Origin of the sequence: Methylobacterium sp. J-077, assembly GCF_022829365.1 — a bacterium.
Classification (GTDB): Bacteria; Pseudomonadota; Alphaproteobacteria; order Rhizobiales; family Beijerinckiaceae; genus Methylobacterium.
Genome location: NZ_JAKSYJ010000196.1, coordinates 114,667 through 132,731 on the forward strand (window position 1 = coordinate 114,667; position 18,065 = coordinate 132,731).

12 protein-coding genes are annotated in these 18,065 nt (G+C 70.0%); 6 read left to right on the forward strand and 6 right to left on the reverse strand.

Annotation, left to right across the window (positions count from 1 at the left end; all coding sequences use genetic code 11):
- The first annotated feature begins 98 nt into the window (after positions 1-98).
- Positions 99-809, forward strand: coding sequence for an MgtC/SapB family protein (locus tag MKL11_RS23215; protein WP_243947672.1), 711 nt, complete (start codon positions 99-101; stop codon positions 807-809).
- A gap of 76 nt (positions 810-885) precedes the next feature.
- Here the strand turns inward: MKL11_RS23215 and MKL11_RS23220 are convergent, their stop codons facing one another.
- On the reverse strand, positions 886-1,218 hold the full coding sequence (locus tag MKL11_RS23220; RefSeq protein WP_243947674.1) for a hypothetical protein: 333 nt from the start codon (positions 1,216-1,218) through the stop codon (positions 886-888).
- A 321-nt stretch (positions 1,219-1,539) separates the two neighbouring features.
- Between MKL11_RS23220 and MKL11_RS23225 the strand changes: the two genes are divergently transcribed.
- The 4 genes from MKL11_RS23225 to rnhA all read left to right on the forward strand — a co-directional run bounded on the left by MKL11_RS23225 (position 1,540) and on the right by rnhA (position 5,216).
- A complete protein-coding gene (locus MKL11_RS23225) occupies positions 1,540-2,385 on the forward strand; it encodes a C40 family peptidase (RefSeq protein ID WP_243947676.1) in 846 nt (281 codons plus the stop codon).
- A 135-nt stretch (positions 2,386-2,520) separates the two neighbouring features.
- Positions 2,521-3,522, forward strand: a complete 1,002-nt coding sequence (ispH, locus tag MKL11_RS23230) for a 4-hydroxy-3-methylbut-2-enyl diphosphate reductase (protein WP_243947678.1) — start codon at positions 2,521-2,523, stop codon at positions 3,520-3,522.
- Between the two features lie 247 nt (positions 3,523-3,769).
- A complete protein-coding gene (gene thrB, locus MKL11_RS23235) occupies positions 3,770-4,735 on the forward strand; it encodes a homoserine kinase (protein WP_243947680.1) in 966 nt (321 codons plus the stop codon).
- Positions 4,736-4,742: 7 nt separating this feature from the next.
- On the forward strand, positions 4,743-5,216 hold the full coding sequence (gene rnhA / locus MKL11_RS23240; protein ID WP_243947682.1) for a ribonuclease HI: 474 nt from the start codon (positions 4,743-4,745) through the stop codon (positions 5,214-5,216).
- 149 nt (positions 5,217-5,365) lie between these two features.
- Here rnhA and zwf read toward each other — a convergent pair whose 3' ends face one another.
- Entirely contained in the window at positions 5,366-6,892 is a 1,527-nt protein-coding gene (gene zwf, locus MKL11_RS23245; RefSeq protein WP_243947684.1) for a glucose-6-phosphate dehydrogenase, read from the reverse strand.
- A 114-nt stretch (positions 6,893-7,006) separates the two neighbouring features.
- Between zwf and dmeF the strand changes: the two genes are divergently transcribed.
- Positions 7,007-7,963, forward strand: coding sequence for a CDF family Co(II)/Ni(II) efflux transporter DmeF (dmeF, locus tag MKL11_RS23250; protein WP_243947686.1), 957 nt, complete (start codon positions 7,007-7,009; stop codon positions 7,961-7,963).
- A gap of 72 nt (positions 7,964-8,035) precedes the next feature.
- Here the strand turns inward: dmeF and MKL11_RS23255 are convergent, their stop codons facing one another.
- From MKL11_RS23255 to MKL11_RS23270, 4 genes are all read right to left on the reverse strand, one after another.
- Positions 8,036-9,535, reverse strand: a complete 1,500-nt coding sequence (locus MKL11_RS23255) for an efflux transporter outer membrane subunit (RefSeq protein WP_243947823.1) — start codon at positions 9,533-9,535, stop codon at positions 8,036-8,038.
- Between the two features lie 287 nt (positions 9,536-9,822).
- Positions 9,823-13,266 carry an efflux RND transporter permease subunit gene (locus MKL11_RS23260; protein ID WP_243947687.1) on the reverse strand — a complete coding sequence of 1,148 codons (3,444 nt, stop codon included), beginning with the start codon at positions 13,264-13,266 and terminating at the stop codon, positions 9,823-9,825.
- A complete protein-coding gene (locus tag MKL11_RS23265; protein ID WP_243947692.1) occupies positions 13,263-16,388 on the reverse strand; it encodes an MdtB/MuxB family multidrug efflux RND transporter permease subunit in 3,126 nt (1,041 codons plus the stop codon). The genes MKL11_RS23260 and MKL11_RS23265 overlap by 4 nt, the downstream gene beginning before the upstream one ends.
- A 22-nt stretch (positions 16,389-16,410) precedes the next feature.
- Entirely contained in the window at positions 16,411-17,820 is a 1,410-nt protein-coding gene (locus MKL11_RS23270; protein ID WP_243947694.1) for an MdtA/MuxA family multidrug efflux RND transporter periplasmic adaptor subunit, read from the reverse strand.
- Positions 17,821-18,065 lie beyond the last annotated feature (245 nt).

An 18,065-nucleotide genomic window follows, 5' to 3' on the forward strand; every position in this document is an offset into this window, starting at 1 on the left:
CCGGTAGGGCCGTCAATCCCGGCCGGTTTCCCCTTTGGTCCCCCCGGGCGGGCCATGATGTCACGGTTTCGTCACCTCTCCCCTCGCAAGAGACCGGCATGACGAGCTACGCCGCCCTCCCCGAAGAACTGAAATCCGGCATCGGCCTGATCGTGGCCTTCGTGCTCGGCACGGCGATCGGCGCCGAGCGGCAGTACCGGCAGCGCACCGCCGGCCTGCGCACGGCGGTGCTGGTGGCGATCGGCGCCTCGGCCTTCGTGGATCTCGGCATGCGGCTGACCGGCCCGGACGGCGGCGTCCGCACGGTGGCCTACGTGATCTCCGGCATCGGCTTCCTGGGGGCCGGCGTGATCATGAAGGAGGGGATGAACGTCCGCGGCCTCAACACGGCCGCCACCCTGTGGTGCTCCGCCGCCGTGGGGGCGTTCTGCGGCGCCGACCTGCCGCTGGAGGCCGTGTTCGTGACCGTGACGGTGCTGACCTGCAACACGGCGCTCCGCCCGCTGGTGAACGCCATCAACCGCGCGCCGATCCGGGAATCCTCGACCGAGGCGACCTACGAGGTTCAGGTGACCACCGCGCCCGGCGAGGCCGGACCCGCCCAGGACCTGCTGGTCGAGCGCCTGGAGGCGGCGAACTATCCGGTGAGCAGCGTCGAGGTGGAGGAGCGCGGCGAGGGCGCGGTCGACGTGGTCGCGACGCTCACCGCCAGCGCCGTCAAGGCGAGCGAGCTGGATGCCGTCACGGCCGATCTCGCCCAGGCCCCGGGCATCCGCCACGCCACCTGGTCGGTCCAGACCGCCGATTGATTTTTTGGGACTTTGCGTGGCGCTCAGCTGAAGCCGGCGCGCCTACGCTTGCAAGCTGGGGTTGGGACCGGCCCCGTCAGCGCGGCGGCGCGAGAGGCCGGCTGCGGCGCTCGATCACCACGGTCGGTCGGGTGCGGCGCTCGACCACAACGGTGCGCGGCGCCCGGCTCGGGCTGGCATGGGTCAGGATCCGCTCCGGGACGCGCTCCGGCTTGGCCTTCTTGGCCGCCAGAACGTGCGGGCGGACCTCGTCGACCGGCAGCCCGATCAGGCCCGCGGCGATCTCGACCTGCTGCTCGACATCGTCGGCCAGGTCCTGGGCGGCGGCGACCGCCTCGTTCACCGTCGGCGGCTCGCGGCGCACGCGGATCGGCGGCAGGTCGGCGAAGCTCTTCTGCGTCTTCTTCACGGGGCGACTCGCGGTCATCATGGGCCAAACATAGCGCCTTCCCGGCGGGTTGTGCAGTGCATCAAAATCGGCGGCCGCCCGTCCGGGGCACATGCCTCGCCGCGGAGAGGTGGCATCAGGCATGCCAGCGGTCCGATTCCCCAGGGCGGGAATCATCCAGCCACAGGCCGATATCGCGCTGCGGCATAATAGCGCGTGCCCGGGCCGACCGCCATACGGGGCATGCGCGCCGGTCCCGAAGGGTCGGCGAGCGCGTCAGACATCCGTTCGAACGACGCGTGCCCGCTTTCGGAAACGGAGGATGCGCTAAGCTCGCGGACCATGACCGAATCGCTCGATCCCCGCCTCACCCCGGCCCGCCCGGACGTCGCCGATCTGCGCCTGCGCGGCCGGGTCACGGCGGAACGCTTCGTCGCCGCCACGCCGCGCCGGGTGATCACTCCGGTCGCGCCGTTGCGCAGGGTTCCCTCCCCGGAGGCCGGGCTCGACACCGAGGCGCTGCTCGGCGACGCGGTCGATCTCTACGCCGATCAGGACGGCTTCGCCTTCGTGCAACTCGTCCGGGACGGCTATGTCGGCTATGTACCAGCCGATTGCCTGGGCGCGGCGGATCTCGAGCCGACCCATCGCGTCACGGCGTTACGCACCTTCCTGTATCCCGAGCCGGACCTGAAGCGGCCGGTGCGCGGGCATCTCAGCCTGGGGGCGCGCCTCGTGGTCACCGGCGAGACGGGGGCCTACTTGGAAACCCCCGGCGGCTACGTCTACGCGAGTCACTGCCGTCCGCTGGCGCAGCATGAATCGGACTACGTCGCCACGGCCGAGCGGCTCGTGGGCGTTCCCTACCTTTGGGGCGGCCGCACCAGCCTCGGACTCGATTGCTCCGGCCTCGTGCAGCTCAGCCTCGACGCTGCCGGCCTGCCCTGCCCCCGCGACGCCGACATGCAGGAGCGGAGCTTGGGCCACGCGCTGCCCCTCGCCCTCGACGGATTGCGCCGGGGCGATGTCGTGTTCTGGCGCGGCCATGTCGGGCTGATGCGCGATTCCGAGACGCTGATCCACGCCAACGGCCACCACATGACAGTGGCGATGGAGCCGCTGGCCGGCGCGGTCGCCCGGATCCGGGAGAACAGTTTTGGCGCCGTGACGAGCATCCGGCGGCTCTGATCTCGGCAGATCGGGGCAAACCGGGTCCAAATCGCGCGGCAAACGTGCTACAGAGGCGCTCCGCGGTCGTCTTCCTGCCCGGTTCGCAGTCCAGGACCGTTGACAGGACGGCCCTGCCCTCGCCACATCGCCCCCATGACCGCAGACATCGCGCCCCTCGCGCCCGCTCAGGGCACCACCGGCAAGCCGCCGCTGGAGATCCTGCTCTGTGCCCCCCGCGGCTTCTGCGCCGGCGTGGTGCGGGCCATCGATGTGGTCGAGCGGGCCCTCGCCCTGTACGGACCGCCGGTCTACGTCCGGCACGAGATCGTCCACAACAAGTACGTGGTCGAGAGCCTGAAGCGGAAGGGCGCCGTGTTCGTGCGGGAGCTCGACGAGGTGCCCGACAGCGGCGCCCCGGTGATCTTCTCCGCCCACGGCGTCGCCAAGACCGTGCCGGCCAACGCCGATTCCCGCGGGCTCACCACCATCGACGCCACCTGCCCGCTGGTGACCAAGGTCCACCGCGAGGCCGAGATCCACCACAAGCGCGGCCGCCACGTGCTGCTGGTCGGCCATTCCGGCCATCCCGAGGTGGTCGGCACCATGGGCCAGCTGCCCAAGGGCTCGATCACCCTGGTGGAGGATCTGGATCAGATCCAGGCCCTGACGCCGGAGAACCCCGACAACCTCGCCTGGGTCACCCAGACGACCCTGTCGGTCGACGACACCCGCCACATCGTCGACGCGCTCAAGAAGAAGTTCCCGACCATCACGGGGCCGCACAAGGACGACATCTGCTACGCCACCACCAACCGCCAGGAGGCGGTGAAGCAGGTGGCGCCGCTGGTCGACGCCCTGATCGTGGTCGGCTCCTCGAACTCCTCGAACTCGCAGCGCCTGCGCGAGGTCGCCGAGCGCGTCGGCTGCCCGATCACCCGGCTCGTGCTGCGCGCCGAGGAGATCGACTGGCCGGCCTTCGAGGGCATCCGCAAGCTCGGCCTCACCGCCGGCGCGTCGGCCCCCGAGGTGCTGGTCGAGGAGATCATCGAGGCCTTCGCCGCCCGCTACGATGTGATCGTCGACACGGTCTCGACGGTGGTCGAGGACATGGTGTTCCCGCTGCCGCGCGAATTGCGCAGCGAAGCGGCCGAGTAGGCCCCAGGATCAGCCTCCCCTGAAAGGGGGCTTATCCCATTCAACCCCCTCATCCTGAGATGCTGCGCAGCAGCCTCGAAGGAGCCTGCCGGCTGGCCGCGCGATCCCGGGAGGGCTCCTTCGAGGCCTCCGCTGCGCTTCGGCACCTCAGGATGAGGGGGTGGGTCGGAAGACCGGGACCGTCTGGATGGTGCGACCGCTCGACGAGCCCAATTCCTAAAAAAATCCCGAACCCGAGCGCGATCACGTGGCCGTCTACACCGAGGTATCCGACGCGGCGCTCTCCGAGTTCCTGTCCGCCTACGACATCGGCAGCCTGCTCTCCTTCAAGGGCATCGCCGAGGGCGTCGAGAATTCCAACTTCTTCCTGCACACCACTCAGGGCTCCTACATCCTGACCCTCTACGAGAAGCGGGTGCGGGAGGGCGATCTGCCGTTCTTCATCGGGCTGATGGAGCACCTCTCCGCCCGCGGCCTCGCCTGCCCGCAGCCTGTGCGGGACCGGGCCGGCACGGCGCTCGGCCAGCTCTGCGGCCGGCCTGCCGCGATCGTCAGCTTCCTGGAGGGCGTCTCGGTCAAGACGCCCGGCGTCGGGCATTGCCGGGAATTGGGTCGGGCGCTGGCTGAACTCCATGCCGCCGGCGCCGATTTCGGCATGGTGCGTGCGAACAGCCTCTCGGTGGCCTCCTGGCGCCCGCTCTTCGCGCAGGCCGAGGCCCAGGCCGATTCGGTGGAGACCGGGCTGGCGGAGCGCACCCGGGCCGACCTCGCGCTCCTCGAAGCCGCCTGGCCGCAGAACCTGCCGGGCGGGGTGATCCACGCGGATCTCTTCACCGACAACGTGTTCTTCATCGGCGACGCCCTCTCGGGGCTGATCGACTTCTACTTCGCCTGCACGGACGCCTTCGCGTACGACCTCGCGGTCTGCCTCAACGCCTGGTGCTTCGAGGCCGACGGACGTTTCCACCGGGACATGGCCGCAGCCCTGATCGCCGGCTACGAGGCGGTGCGGCCGCTGGAGCCCGCGGAGGTCGCGGCGCTGCCGATCCTGTGCCGGGGCGCGGCGCTCCGCTTCATGCTGACCCGCCTGGTCGACTGGCTGAACGTGCCGCCCGGCGCCCTGGTGAAGCCCAAGGATCCGCGGGAGTTCGATCGCCGGCTGACCTTCCACCGCCAGGCGCAGGACGCGCGGGATTACGGGCGGCAGGCTTGAGGATGGAATGAGCGACGACGTGACCGAGACCGCGGGCGAGCCGACGCGGGTGAAGATCTACACGGACGGCGCCTGCTCGGGGAATCCCGGCCCGGGCGGCTGGGGCGCGATCCTGATCTTCGGCGACACCCAGAAGGAGCTCTCGGGCGGCGAGGCCCACACCACCAACAACCGCATGGAGATCCTGGCGGCGATCGAGTCCCTGGAGGCGCTCAAGCGCCCCTGCCGGGTCGACCTGTTCACGGACTCGCAGTACCTGCGGCAGGGCGTCACCAGCTGGATCCACAACTGGAAGGCCCGGGGCTGGCGCACCGCCGACAAGAAGCCGGTGAAGAACGAGGACCTCTGGCGCCGGATCGACGCCGCCCGCGACCGCCACGACGTGGCCTGGCACTGGGTCAAGGGCCATGCCAGCGACCCGCTGAACAACCGGGTCGACGCCCTCGCCGTAGCGGCGATGCTGCCGTTCAAGCGGCGCTGAGATCGGGGTTTCCAAAGGGCGAGCCCTTTGGCGGGGTTCAGGGGCGGAGCCCTTGAGGATCGCGGGCTCCGCCCGCACCCACAAAAGTTCCCGGACCTTTCGAATCCGGGATCTTCGAGGGCCGGTGCCGATTCCCTGAAGACTGTGACCTAATCCGTCTTGCCGTCGAGGCCCAGCCAGTGGCGGCCGTCCCGGGCCAGAAGTTCGTCGGCTTCCTTCGGACCGGTGCTGCCGGCGGGATACGGCTTCACGTCCGCCTGCGGCCAGCCCTTGAGCAGCGGGTCGACCGCCGCCCAGCCGGCCTCGATGTTGTCGGCCCGCTGGAACAGGGTCGCGTCGCCGATCATGCAATCGTACAGCAGGGTCTCGTAGCCGACATTCGGCTGGTCGGCGAAGAAGTCCTTGTAGCGGAACGCCGCGCTGACCCGGCCGATCTTCATCTCCGGACCCGGGACCTTCACGTTGAACTCGGTGCCGACCCCGTGGTCCGGGTCGATCATGATCCGCATCACCGTGGGCTCAAGATCGGCGTTGGGCGTGTCCTCGAACATCTTGAACGGGGCCGGCTTGAACAGCACCGCGATCTCGGTGCGCCGGCCGGTCATGCGCTTGCCGGTGCGGACGTAGAACGGCACGCCGGCCCAGCGCCAGTTCTCGATGTTGAGCTTCAGGGCGATGTAGGTCTCGGTGACCGAATCCTTGGCGACATGCGGCTCGTCGCGGTAGCCCGGCACGTCGCGCCCCTCCGAGGTGCCGGCCGTGTACTGGCCGCGCACCGCGTCCGCCGGGGGGATCGGTCGGACGGCCTCGGCGAGCTTGGCCTTCTCCGAGCGCACCGCCTCGGCATCGAAGGAGTTCGGCGGCTCCATGGCGACCATGCAGAGCAGCTGGAACATGTGGTTGGGCACCATGTCCCGGAGCGCCCCGGTCGGCTCATAGAAGCCGCCGCGCTCCTCGACGCCCACGGTCTCGGCCGCGGTGATCTGGACGCTGTCGATGTATTCCCGCCGCCAGACCGGCTCCAGCAGCCCGTTGGCGAAGCGGAAGGCCATGATCGACTGGACCGTGTCCTTCCCGAGAAAGTGGTCGATCCGGTAGAACTGGCTCTCGTCGGCCTGCTTCAGGATCCGGGCGTTGAGCTCCCGGGCGGAGGCTAGGTCGGAGCCGAACGGCTTCTCGATCACCACCCGGCGGAAATCGCCGTTCTCCTCCTTGAGCAGCCCGGCCTGGCCGAGCCCGTCGACGATCGTGCCGAAGAACCGGGCCGCCACCGCGCAGTAGAACACCGCGCTGCCGCTGACCTTCGCCTTGACCGCGGCGAAGGTCTCGGGCTTCTCGAAATCGCCCTTCAGGTAGTGCAGCCGGTCGCGGATGAAGCCCCAGCTCTTTGGGTCGATGTGGTCGGCGTGGAACTCCGAGGTCGGGTCCTTGCTGAACGCCTCCATGGTCTTGGTGAGGCTGTCCCGCAGGGAGTCGTCGGTGCCGTCGGAGTGATCGACGCCCAGGATGGAAAACCCCTCCGGCAGGAGCCCGGCCCCGGCGAGGTTGTAGAGCGAGGGCATCAGCAGGCGCTTGGTCAGGTCGCCGCCGGCGCCGAAGATCACCAGCGTGCAGGGCGGCGCCGGCTTGGTGCCGCTGGCCGCATCGTCCTTGAGGGCTATCGTCTGCTCGGCCATTCCTGGCTCCCATCGGGCTGCGGTGCAGCAAATCGGCGTGACAACCCGCCGTAGCAATGCCCGTTCCGGCTGTCCGCCTCTATGCTGCGCCGAGCTTATGGTGAGGAGATTCGCATGCACAGCCATTCCCTCGAGCCCTGGAGCCACGGTCACGTCTTCCTGGGTGACCGGCACGATCGCCACGCGCGCCGGACCTGGGGCGTCGTGGCGCTGACCGCCGTCACGATGGTCGTCGAGATCGCCGGCGGCACCTGGTTCGGCTCGATGGCCCTGGTGGCCGATGGCTGGCACATGTCGACCCATGCCGCGGCGCTCGGCATCGCGGCCCTGGCCTATCGCTTCGCCCGGCGGCACGCCGAGGATCCGCGCTTCAGCTTCGGCACCGGCAAGTTCGGGGATCTGGCGGCCTTCGCCAGCGCGATCATCCTGGGCCTGATCGCCCTGTTGATCGGCGCCGAGAGCCTCGACCGGCTGCTCCATCCGGCACCGATCGGCTTCGGGCAGGCGATCCCGATCGCGGTCCTCGGGCTGGCCGTGAACCTCGCCAGCGTCTGGCTCCTGCACGACGACCATGACGACCATGGCCATCACGGCCACGCCCATGGCGGCCACGGGGGGCATGGCCATGGCGGCCACGACACCAATTTCCGCGCCGCCTACATCCACGTGCTGGCCGACGCGCTGACCTCGGTCCTGGCGATCGGCGCCCTTCTCGGCGGGCGCTATCTCGGCCTCGCCTGGCTCGACCCGGCCATGGGCCTGGTCGGCACGGTGGTGATCCTGGCCTGGTCCTGGAGCCTCCTGCGGACGGCGGCCTTCGTGCTCCTCGATGCAAGGCCGTCGCCGGCCGCCACCGCGGAGATCCGCGCCCGCCTGGAGACGGACGGCGACCGGGTGAGCGACCTGCATCTCTGGCAGGTCGGGCCGGGCCACCGCGCCGCCGTGATCGCCCTGGTCAGCGACCACCCGCAACCGCCGGCGCACTACAAGGCCCGGCTCGCCGGATTGCGGGGCCTGAGCCACGTCACGATCGAGGTGCAGCCGTGCCCGGGGCATGCGGAGCGTGCCTGATCCGGGATCCCAAAGGGCTCAGCCCTTTGACGGGGTTCGGGGCGGAGCCCCGATGGACCGGACGCGGGCGCGCTACTCGTCCAGGCGGACGGCCTGACCGCCCCGGTCGATCGGCAGGCTGGGCCCCTTCAGCTCGGCATCGCTCGGCAGGGAGCGCACGTCCCAGCCGCCGCCGAGCGCCCGGATCAGCGTGACCGCAGCAGTGAAGCGGCTGAGCCGGACCTGGAGGGCGCTGATCTCGTTGGTCACGAGCAGGCCCTGCGCCGTCACCACCGTGGTGAAGTTCTGCGTGCCGGCCCGGTATTCGTTGAGGGTGATCTCCACGGCCTTGCGCGAGGATTCGACGGCCGAATCCTGCGCGCTCTGCTGCAGGCCGAGGATGCGCAAGGCCGCCATCTGGTTCTCCACCTCCGCCAGGGCGGCGAGCACCACCTGCCAGTAATTGGCCACCGCGGCGTCGTAGCCGGCCTCGGCCGAGCGGACGGCCGCCGTGCGGGCACCGCCGTCGAACAGGACCTCGCTCCCCGCCGCCGTCGCCGACCAGACCTGGTTGGCGGCCGAGAACAGGCCGTTGCGGGTCAACCCGGAGACGCCGCCCTGGGCCGAGATCGTCACGGTGGGGAAGAAGGCTGCCACCGCCACGCCGATCCGCTCGCTCTGCCCCTGCACCAGGCGCTCGGCCTGGGCCACGTCCGGCCGCCGCTCGAGCAGGTCGGACGGGATCCCGACCGGCACGGACGGCGGGTTGCGACTGATGCCGGCCACCGGGATCGAGACCTCCGAGGGCGGCCGCCCGATCAGCGTGGCGATGGCGTTCACGTACTGGACCCGGGTCAGCCGGATCGCGATGGCCTGGGCCTCGATGGTCTGGACCTGAGTCTGCGCGGTGATCACGTCGGAGCGAGCGGCCACGCCGGCCGCGTACTGGTTCTCCGTGATGCCGAGGGTCTTCTTGAAGTTCGCGACGTTCTCGTCGAGCACCTTCTGCAGGGCATCGGCGTAGCGCACGGTGAGATAGTCGGCGGCGACCTCGGCCTGGATGGTCAGGCGGGTCAGCGCGATCGTGGCGGCGTCGGCCTGGGCCAGCGCCGTCTCGCTCTCGATATTCCGGCGGGTGCCGCCGAACAGGTCGAGCTCCCAACTCGCCTGGCCGAGCAGCGAGGCGCTGGTGCGCACCGTGCTGCCGCTGCTGGTTCGGGTGATGCTCGGGGCGCCGATCACCGTCGGGTACAGGGCGGCCTGGGCCGAGGCGACCAGGGCCCGGGCCTGCCGGTAATTCGCCACTGCCTGCCGCAGGGATTGGTTGTCGACATCGACCAGGCGGATCAGGCGGTCGAGGATCGGGTCCTTGAACACCCGCCACCAGTCGCCGCGCTCCACCGCGTCGTTGGGCCGGGCCTCACGCCAGCCTTTCTTGCGCGCCGCGACGACGGCTGGGCTGTCCTCGCGCTGCCCGCCCTCTCGGTAGGCCAGCGGCGTCTCGACGGAGGGGCGCGTGTAGTCTGGGCCGACCACGCAGCCGGCGAGAGCGGGAATGAGGGGGAGGAGGAGGAAGGCGCGACGCAGCCCCAGGGGCGCATGCCCTCCCCCCTCTGCGGGGGAAGGTGGGCCGGCCGGCAGGCCGGATCGGGAGAGGGGAGCGACGGTGCCGGAGAAGTCGCGGCGCCTGATACATCCTGCATCGTCGCGCTGCCCCTCTCCCGGCCCCCTCCGGGGGCCACCCTCCCCCGCAGAGGGGGGAGGGAATGTGCCGGCTGCGTCGCTCCCATCGATCGACGATGCGCGCGTGGAGCCCGCAGAGCCCAAAGACATAGGCGCGCGCGCGGGTGCCGCCGGTGTTTCACGTGAAAACGGACGCATCACTCTCCGGCCGGCAGTGCCGCTGCGCCGCCGGGCCCGGCACTCCTGCGGCGGCGGGCGAGCACCCGGTGCCGGAGGCGGTCGAGGGTCAGGTAGACGACGGGGGTGGTGTACAGGGTCAGGAACTGGCTCACGATCAATCCGCCCACGATGGCGATGCCCAGGGGCCGGCGCAGCTCGGCCCCCTCGCCGGTGGCCAGGATCAGCGGCACGGCGCCGAGCATCGCGGCCAGCGTGGTCATCATGATCGGCCGGAAGCGCACGAGACAGGCCTCGCGGATCGCGTCGACGGGATTCGCGCCTCGGGTCCGCTCCACGTCGAGGGCCACGTCGATCATCATGATCGCGTTCTTCTTCACGATGCCGATCAGCAGGAACACCGCGATCAGCGCGATAATGGTGAATTCGGTGCCGGTCGCCAGCAGGGCCAGCACCGCGCCGACGCCGGCGGACGGCAGTGTCGAGAGGATCGTCAGCGGGTGCACGAAGCTCTCGTACAGGATGCCCAGCACCGCATAGACCGCCAGGATCGCGGCCAGGATCAGCAGCGGCTGGCGCGAGGCCGAGGCGACGTAGTTCTTGGCCGCGCCGGCATACTCGCCGTGGATCGTGGCCGGCAGCCGCAGGGACGCCATCGCCCGGTCGATCGCCGCGGTGGCGTCCGACAGGCTCTTGCCCGGGGCGAGGTTGAACGAGATCGTGGTGGCGACGAACAGGCCCTGGTGGCTTATCTGCACGGGGGCGCTGCCGGGCTCGATCCGTGCGAAGGCCGAGAGCGGGATCATGGTCTCCTTGGCGGCGGAGACCGGTGCACTCGACGAGGCGCCGCCCTTGCTGGCCGCGATGGCGTTCGAGGAGGCGTTGCGGGCGGAATCGGAGGCGATCGCGGCGGCGTTCGAGGACGCATCGGCCGTGCTCGCGGCGGCCGTGGCCGCGGCGGCGACGCCGGTGGATGTGGCCCCGACCGCCCCCGTGCTGGTCGTCGCCCCGGTCGAGGCGGCGGCGCCGCTGCCCGGGCTGCTGGTGCCGGTGGCCGCGTTGGTGTTGACGCCGCCCGCCGCCGCCACAGTGCCGGCCACGGCGTTGGTGGTGGCCGAGCCCGGCGCGTTGCCCCCGGAGGTTGAGACGAAGATCTGCTTCAGGGTCTCGGGGGATTCCAGGTAGCGCGGGGCGATCTCCATCACGACGTGGTACTGGTTCAGGGGGTTGTAGATCGTCGAGACCTGGCGCTGCCCGAAGGCGTCGTAGAGGGTGTTGTCGATCTTGTTCGGGGTGATGCCGTACCGGAACGCGGTGGCGCGGTCGATCACCACCCGGCTCTCCAGGCCGCCCTCCTGCTGGTCCGAGGTGACGTCCGCGAAGGTCGGATCCTTCTGCAGGGCGGCGAGCAGCTTCGGGGCGGCGGCGAACAGCTCCTCGGCGGTGTCGCCCTGAAGGGTGTACTGGTACTGGGCGAAGCTCTGGCGGCCGCCCATCTGCAGGTCCTGGCGCGGGAAGACGTAGAGCCGTGCCCCCGCGACCTGGGCCAGCTTCGGCCGCAGCCGCGTCATCACCTCGGAGATCGGCGCCCGCTCGCCGATGGGCTTCAGCCCGATGAACACGTTGGCCGAGTTGGTGCCGCGCCCGCCGGTGAAGCCGACGACGCTCTCCACCGCCGGATCCGCTCCGACGATGGTGGTGGCCTGCCGGAGCTTGGCCTCCATGGACTGGAACGAGATGCGCTGGTCGGCCTGGATGCCGCCCATCATCTGCCCGGTATCCTGCTCGGGGAAGAAGCCCTTCGGCACGATGACGTAGAGGTAGACGTTGAGGCCCACGGTGGCGAGCAGGCTCAGCAGCACCAGGCGCGGATGGGCCAGCGCCACTTCGAGCGTCCGCGCATAGCCGTCGAGCAGCCAGGAGAAGCCGCCCTCCAGGCCGCGGATCAGGATGTTCGGCCGGCGTGCCGCCGGGCGCCCGTGGCCCTCGGCCCGCAGCAGCCGGGCACACATCATCGGCGTCGTCGTGAGCGACAACACCAAAGAAATCAGGATCGACAGCGACAGGGTGACGGAGAATTCCTGGAAGATCCGGCCGATCAGGCCGCCCATCAGCAGGATCGGCAGGAACACCGCGATGAGCGACAGGCTCATCGAGATCACCGTGAAGCCGACCTCCTGGGCGCCGATCAGGGCCGCCTGGAGCCGGGGCTTGCCCTCCTCGATGTGGCGCTGGACGTTCTCCAGCACCACGATGGCGTCGTCGACCACGAAGCCGGTGCCGATGATCAGCGCGGTGAGCGACAGGATGTTGAGCGAGTAGCCGAGCAGGTACATCGCCGAGAAGGTGCCGATGATCGAGATCGGCACCGCCACCGCGGGGATCAGGGTCGCCCGGCCGGAGCGCAGGAAGGCGAACACCACCAGGATCACGAGGCCGACCGCCACGATCAGCGTCTCCTCGGTGGCCGCGAGCGACGCCCGGATCGTGGCGCTGCGGTCGCCGGTGAGCTTGATGTCGATGCCGCCCGGCAGCGCCGCGGTGAGCTGCGGCAGGGCCGCCTTCACGGCGTTGATGGTCTCGACCACGTTGGCGCCGGGCTGCTTGTAGACGAACAGCAGCACCCCGGCCTTGCCGTTGACGATGCCGAGGTTGCGCTTGTCCTCGACGCCGTCGAGCACCTGGCCGACATCCGTGAGCTTCACCGCGGCGCCGTTGCGGTAAGCCACGATGATGTCGCGGTAATCCGAGGCCTTGTTGCCCTGGTCGTTGGCGTAGAGCTGGTAGCGCCGGCCGCCGGCATCGATCTCGCCCTTGGGCGAGTTGGCGTTGGCGGAGGCGAGCGCAGCCCGGATGCCCTCCAGGCCGATGCCGTAGTTGAACAGGGCGGTGGGATCGAGCTCCACCCGCACCGCCGGCAGGGACGAGCCGCCGATATCGACGTTGCCGACGCCGGGCAGCTGCGACAGCTTCTGCTGCACCACGGTGGCGGCCGAATCGTAGACCTGGCCGCGGGTCAGCGTGTCCGAGGTCAGGCCCAGGATGATGATCGGCGTGTCGGCCGGGTTGAACTTGCGGTAGGTCGGGTTCTGCCGGAGCGAGGCCGGCAGGTCGGCACGCGCCGCGTTGATCGCCGCCTGGACGTCGCGCGCTGCCCCGTCGATGTCGCGGTTCAGGCCGAACAGCAGCACGATCCGGGTGGAGCCGAGCGCGTTCGTGGAGGTCATCTCGTTGACGTCCGCGATGGCGCCGAGCCGCCGCTCCAGGGGCGCCGCCACGGTGGTCGCCATCGTGTCGGGGCTCGCGCCCGGCATCTGCGCCTGGACCAGGATGACCGGGAAGTCGATCTGCGGCAGCGGAGCCACCGGCAGGTTCAGGAACGCGAACAACCCGGCGAGCAGCACGCCGATCGTCAGCAGCGTGGTCGCGACCGGCCGGCGGATGAACGGCTCGGAGATGTTCACGGGAGCGCCTCACCGGCCGCGACATCCGGCTCCCGCCGCCCGGCGATCCGGCGTTCCAGCCGGTCGAACGCCAGATAGATCACCGGCGTCGTGAACAGGGTCAGGATCTGGCTGACGATCAGGCCGCCGGCGATGCAGATGCCGAGCGGCTGGCGCAGCTCCGAGCCGACGCCGGTGCCGAGGATCAGCGGCACCGCGGCGAACAGGGCGGCGAGCGTCGTCATCAGGATCGGGCGAAAGCGCAGCAGGCAGGCCTGGAAGATCGCCTCCCGGGGATCGAGCCCGTCCTCGCGCTCGGCCTGAAGCGCGAAGTCGATCATCATGATCGCATTCTTCTTCACGATGCCGATCAGCAGCACGATGCCGATCACCGCGATGATGTCGAGCGACAGACCGAACAGCATCAGGCCGAGCAGCGCCCCGATCCCCGCGGACGGCAGGGTCGACAGGATCGTGATCGGGTGGATGAAGCTCTCGTAGAGCACGCCCAGCACGATGTAGACGGTGACGATCGCCGCCAGAACCAGGAACAGCTCGTTGCCGAGCGCCGATTGGAAGGCGAAGACCGAGCCCTGCGGCACTACCCGGAACGAGGGCGGCAGGCCGATCTCGGCCTTGGCCTGCTCGATCGCCTCGACCGCCTGCCCGAGGGCCGCGCCGGGTGCGAGGTTGAACGACACGGTGGTGGCCGGGAACTGCCCGAGATGCGAGATCAGCAGGGGCGCCCGCCGCTCGCTGATCCGCGCCACAGCGGAGAGCGGCACCTGGCCGTTGGTCGCCGTCGAGGACGGCAGGTAGATCGTCTCGAGGCTGCGCACGGTCGTGTGCAGGCTCGGGTCGGCCTCCAGGATCACCCGGTACTGGTTGGACTGGGTGAAGATCGTCGAGATGATCCGTTGGCCGAAGGCGTCGTAGAGGGCGTTGTCGATGGTCGCCGGGGTGATGCCGTAGCGGCCGGCGGTGGGGCGGTCGATGGTGACGTAGGCGGAGAGCCCCTGCGCCTGGTGGTCGCTCGCCACGTCGGCGACCACGGGGGATTTCGCCAGGGCCTCGGTGAAGCGCGGCACCCAGGTCTCGAAATCATCGAGGTTCGGGCTCTCCAGGATGACCTGGTACTGGGTCGCCGAGACCGCGGTGTCGATGGTCAGATCCTGGACCGGCTGCATGAACAGGCGCATGCCGGGCTCGGCCCGGGTCGCCGCATTGATCCGCCGGATGATCCCGCTGGCCGAATCCGTCCGCGCGTCCTGCGGCTTGAGGTTGATCAGCATCCGGCCGGAATTGAGCGTGACGTTCTGGCCGTCGACCCCGATGAACGAGGACACGCTCGCCACGTCCGGATCCTGCAGGATGATCGCGGCCATCCGCTGCTGGCGCTCGGCCATGGCCGCGTAGGAGACCGACTGGTCCGCCTGCGTGATGCCCTGGATCACCCCGGTATCCTGCACCGGGAAGAAGCCCTTGGGGATGACCACGAACAGGTAGACGGTGAGCCCCAGGGTCCCGAGGGCCACCAGCAGGGTCAGGCCCTGGTGGTTCAGCACCACCCGGAGCGCGCGGCCGTAGGCGTCGATCGTGCCGTCGATGGCGCGCCGGCCGGCCCGGGCGAACACGCTCTCGCGGCGGCGGATCTGGGCCTCGGGCGCGTGCTTGAGCAGGCGCGCGCACAGCATCGGCACCAGGGTCAGCGAGACCACCGCGGAGATCACGATGGTGGCCGCCAGCGTGATCGCGAATTCGTGGAACAGGCGCCCGACCACATCGCCCATGAACAGGAGCGGGATCAGCACGGCGATCAGCGAGACGGTGAGCGAGATGATGGTGAAGCCGATCTCGCGCGAGCCCTTGAGCGCCGCTTCGAGGGGCGAATCGCCGGCCTCCACGTGGCGGGCGATGTTCTCGATCACCACGATGGCGTCGTCGACCACGAAGCCCGTGGCGATGGTCAGCGCCATCAGCGACAGGTTGTCGAGGGAGAAGCCGTAGAGGTCCATCACCGACAGGGCGCCGATCAGCGACAGGGGCACCGACAGGCTCGGGATCAGCGTGGCCGACAGGCTGCGCAGGAACAGGAAGATCACCAGCACGACCAGCGAGATCGCCAGCCCCAGCTCGAACTGCACGTCCTCCACGGAGGCCCGGATCGTGGTGGTGCGGTCGGTGAGCGGGGCCACCGCCACCGCACTCGGCAGGCTCGCCTGCATCTGGGGCAGCAGCGCCTTGATCTTGTCGACCGTCGCGATGACGTTGGCGCCCGGCTGGCGCTGGATGTTGAGGATCACCGCCGGCGTCGCGTCGGCCCAGGCGCCGAGCTTGGTGTTCTCCGGCCCCTCGACCACGTCGGCGACCTCCGAGAGCATCACCGGAGCGCCGTTGCGATAGGCGATGATCGCCGCGTCGTAGGCCTTCGGGTCGCGGATCTGGTCGTTGGCGTTGATCGCGTAGGACTGCTTGGGCCCGTCGATCGTGCCCTTGGGGGTGTTGACGTTGAGGTTGGTGATGGTGGTGCGCAGGTCGTCGATGTTCAGCCCGTAGGCGGCCAGCGCCCGGGCGTTGAACCGCACCCGGATCGCCGGGCGCTGCCCGCCCGAGATGCTGACGAGGCCGACGCCGGCCACCTGGCTGATCTTTTGGGCGAGCCGCGACTCGGCCAGGTCGCGCACCTGCGTCAGCGGAAGGGTCTTGGAAGTCAGGGCCAGGGTCAGGACCGGGGCGTCGGCGGGGTTGACCTTGGCGTAGATCGGCGGCGCCGGCAGGTCCGAGGGCAGCAGGTTGCCGGCGGCGTTGATCGCGGCCTGGACCTGCTGCTCGGCGACATCGAGGGGCAGGTCCAGGCTGAATTGCAGCGTGATGACCGAGGCGCCCGCCGAGGATTGCGAGGTCATCTGATTGAGGTTGGCGAGCTGGCCGAACTGCCGCTCCAGAGGCGCGGTGACCGACGAGGTCATCACCTCGGGGCTGGCGCCGGGATAGAAGGTCTGGATCTGGATCGTCGGGTAGTCGACGGCCGGCAGCGCCGAGACCGGCAGGTTCAGGTACGACACGCCGCCGACGATCAGGATCGCCAGCATCAGCAGCGTCGTGGCGACCGGACGGAGGATGAAGAGGCGGGACGGGTTCATGGCAGGCGCACCATGGCCGCGTTCACTGTGCCGACCGGCGCCCGTGCCGGCGGCCGCCCTCCGGCGCTGCCGGATGCGCCGTGTCGGCCGCGCCGTCCGGTCCGGCGGCCGGCTTGGCGCCGGGCTTGTCGCCCGCCCCCGTCACCGCGCCGGTTGCGCCGGCGGCCTGCGCGCCCGAAGCCTGCGCGCCATCCGTGATCCGGACCTCGGCGCCGTCCTTGAGCCGGTCGGTGCCGTCGGTGACGATCCGGTCGCCCGGCTTCAGGCCCGAGACCACGACGGTGTTGGTGCCGTCGGTCTCGCCGGTCTTGATCGGCCGGACCGTGACCTTGGCGTCCCCGTCCATCAGGTAGACGTAGGTGCCGGGGGTGCCCTGCAGCAAGCCGGAATTCGGCACCAGGGTCGCGGCCCGCACCGTGTCGACGGTGAGCTTGGCGTTGACGAACTGGTTCGGGAACAGCTCCTCGTCGGCGTTGTCGAACAAGGCCCGCAGCTTCACCGTGCCGGTGGTCGTGTCGATCTGGTTATCGACCGTGTCGAGTGTGCCGACCGCGATCTGATGGGCGTCGCCGCGGTCGTAGGCGCGCACGGCGAGCTTGGCGCCGGCCCGCACCTGGCGCATCACCCGGGCGACGTCGTCCTCCGGCAGGGTGAAGATCACCGAAATCGGATGGAGCTGGGTCACCACCACGATCGCCGTGGAGGCGGCCGAGATGTAGTTGCCCTGGTCGACCTGCCGCAGGCCGACCCGCCCGTCCACCGGCGCGGTGATGTGGGTGTAGGCGATGTTGAGCTTCTGCTGGTCGACCAGCGCCTGGTCGGCCGCCACCGTGCCCTCGTTCTGCTTGACCAGGGCGGCTTGCGTGTCGACGTTCTGCTTCGAGATCGAGTCCTGCCGGTTCAGCGTCTGGTAACGCTGCAGGTCGAGCTTCGAGTTCTGCAGCAGGGCTTGGTCGCGGGCGAGCTGGCCCTGGTACTGGGCGAGCAGCGCCTCGTAGGGCCGGGAATCGATCAGGGCGAGTTCGTCGCCGGCCTTGACCGCCTGGCCCTCGCGGAACGTCACCGCCATCAGGTAGCCGCTGATCTGCGACTTCACCGTCACGGTGGCGAGTGGCGTCACGGTGCCGAGGCCCTGGAGCACCACCGGCATGTCGCCGGTGGTGACCGCGGCGATGCCCACGGCCTGCGGCATGTCCCCGCCGCCGTGACGGCCGCCGCGGCCGCCGCCCTTGTGGGCCGTGGCCGGCTCGGCGCCCTTGTCGGTGCGCGCCTCATACCAGCGATGGCCGATCGCCCCGGCACCCGCCAGTAGGGCCAGGATCACCAGCCAGCGGATCGGCCGGAAGCGCCGCGTGCGGACCTCGCGCGCGGGCGCCTCGCCGGGCTGGTAGGCGCGCGCCGTGTCGGTGCGGATCGGGGAACTCTCGTTCATGCCTGACTAGAGCACATGCCGGGCGCCTGCGCGACCGGTGGTACCCTATCCCTCGCTGTGCACGCCCCCATGGCGCATGTCGCGGCCGCCCGACGCTGCCGTGGCCCGGACGGTCGCATCGGTCTATGCGGCTATACGGGCCGGACCGCGTCCGAAAGCTGCGGCATATTCCATCGCCGGGCGGCTGCTGAATGCCCGGCCAATGCGCCGTCACTAGGGCGGCGAGGTTTCAGCCGTGTTGCTGG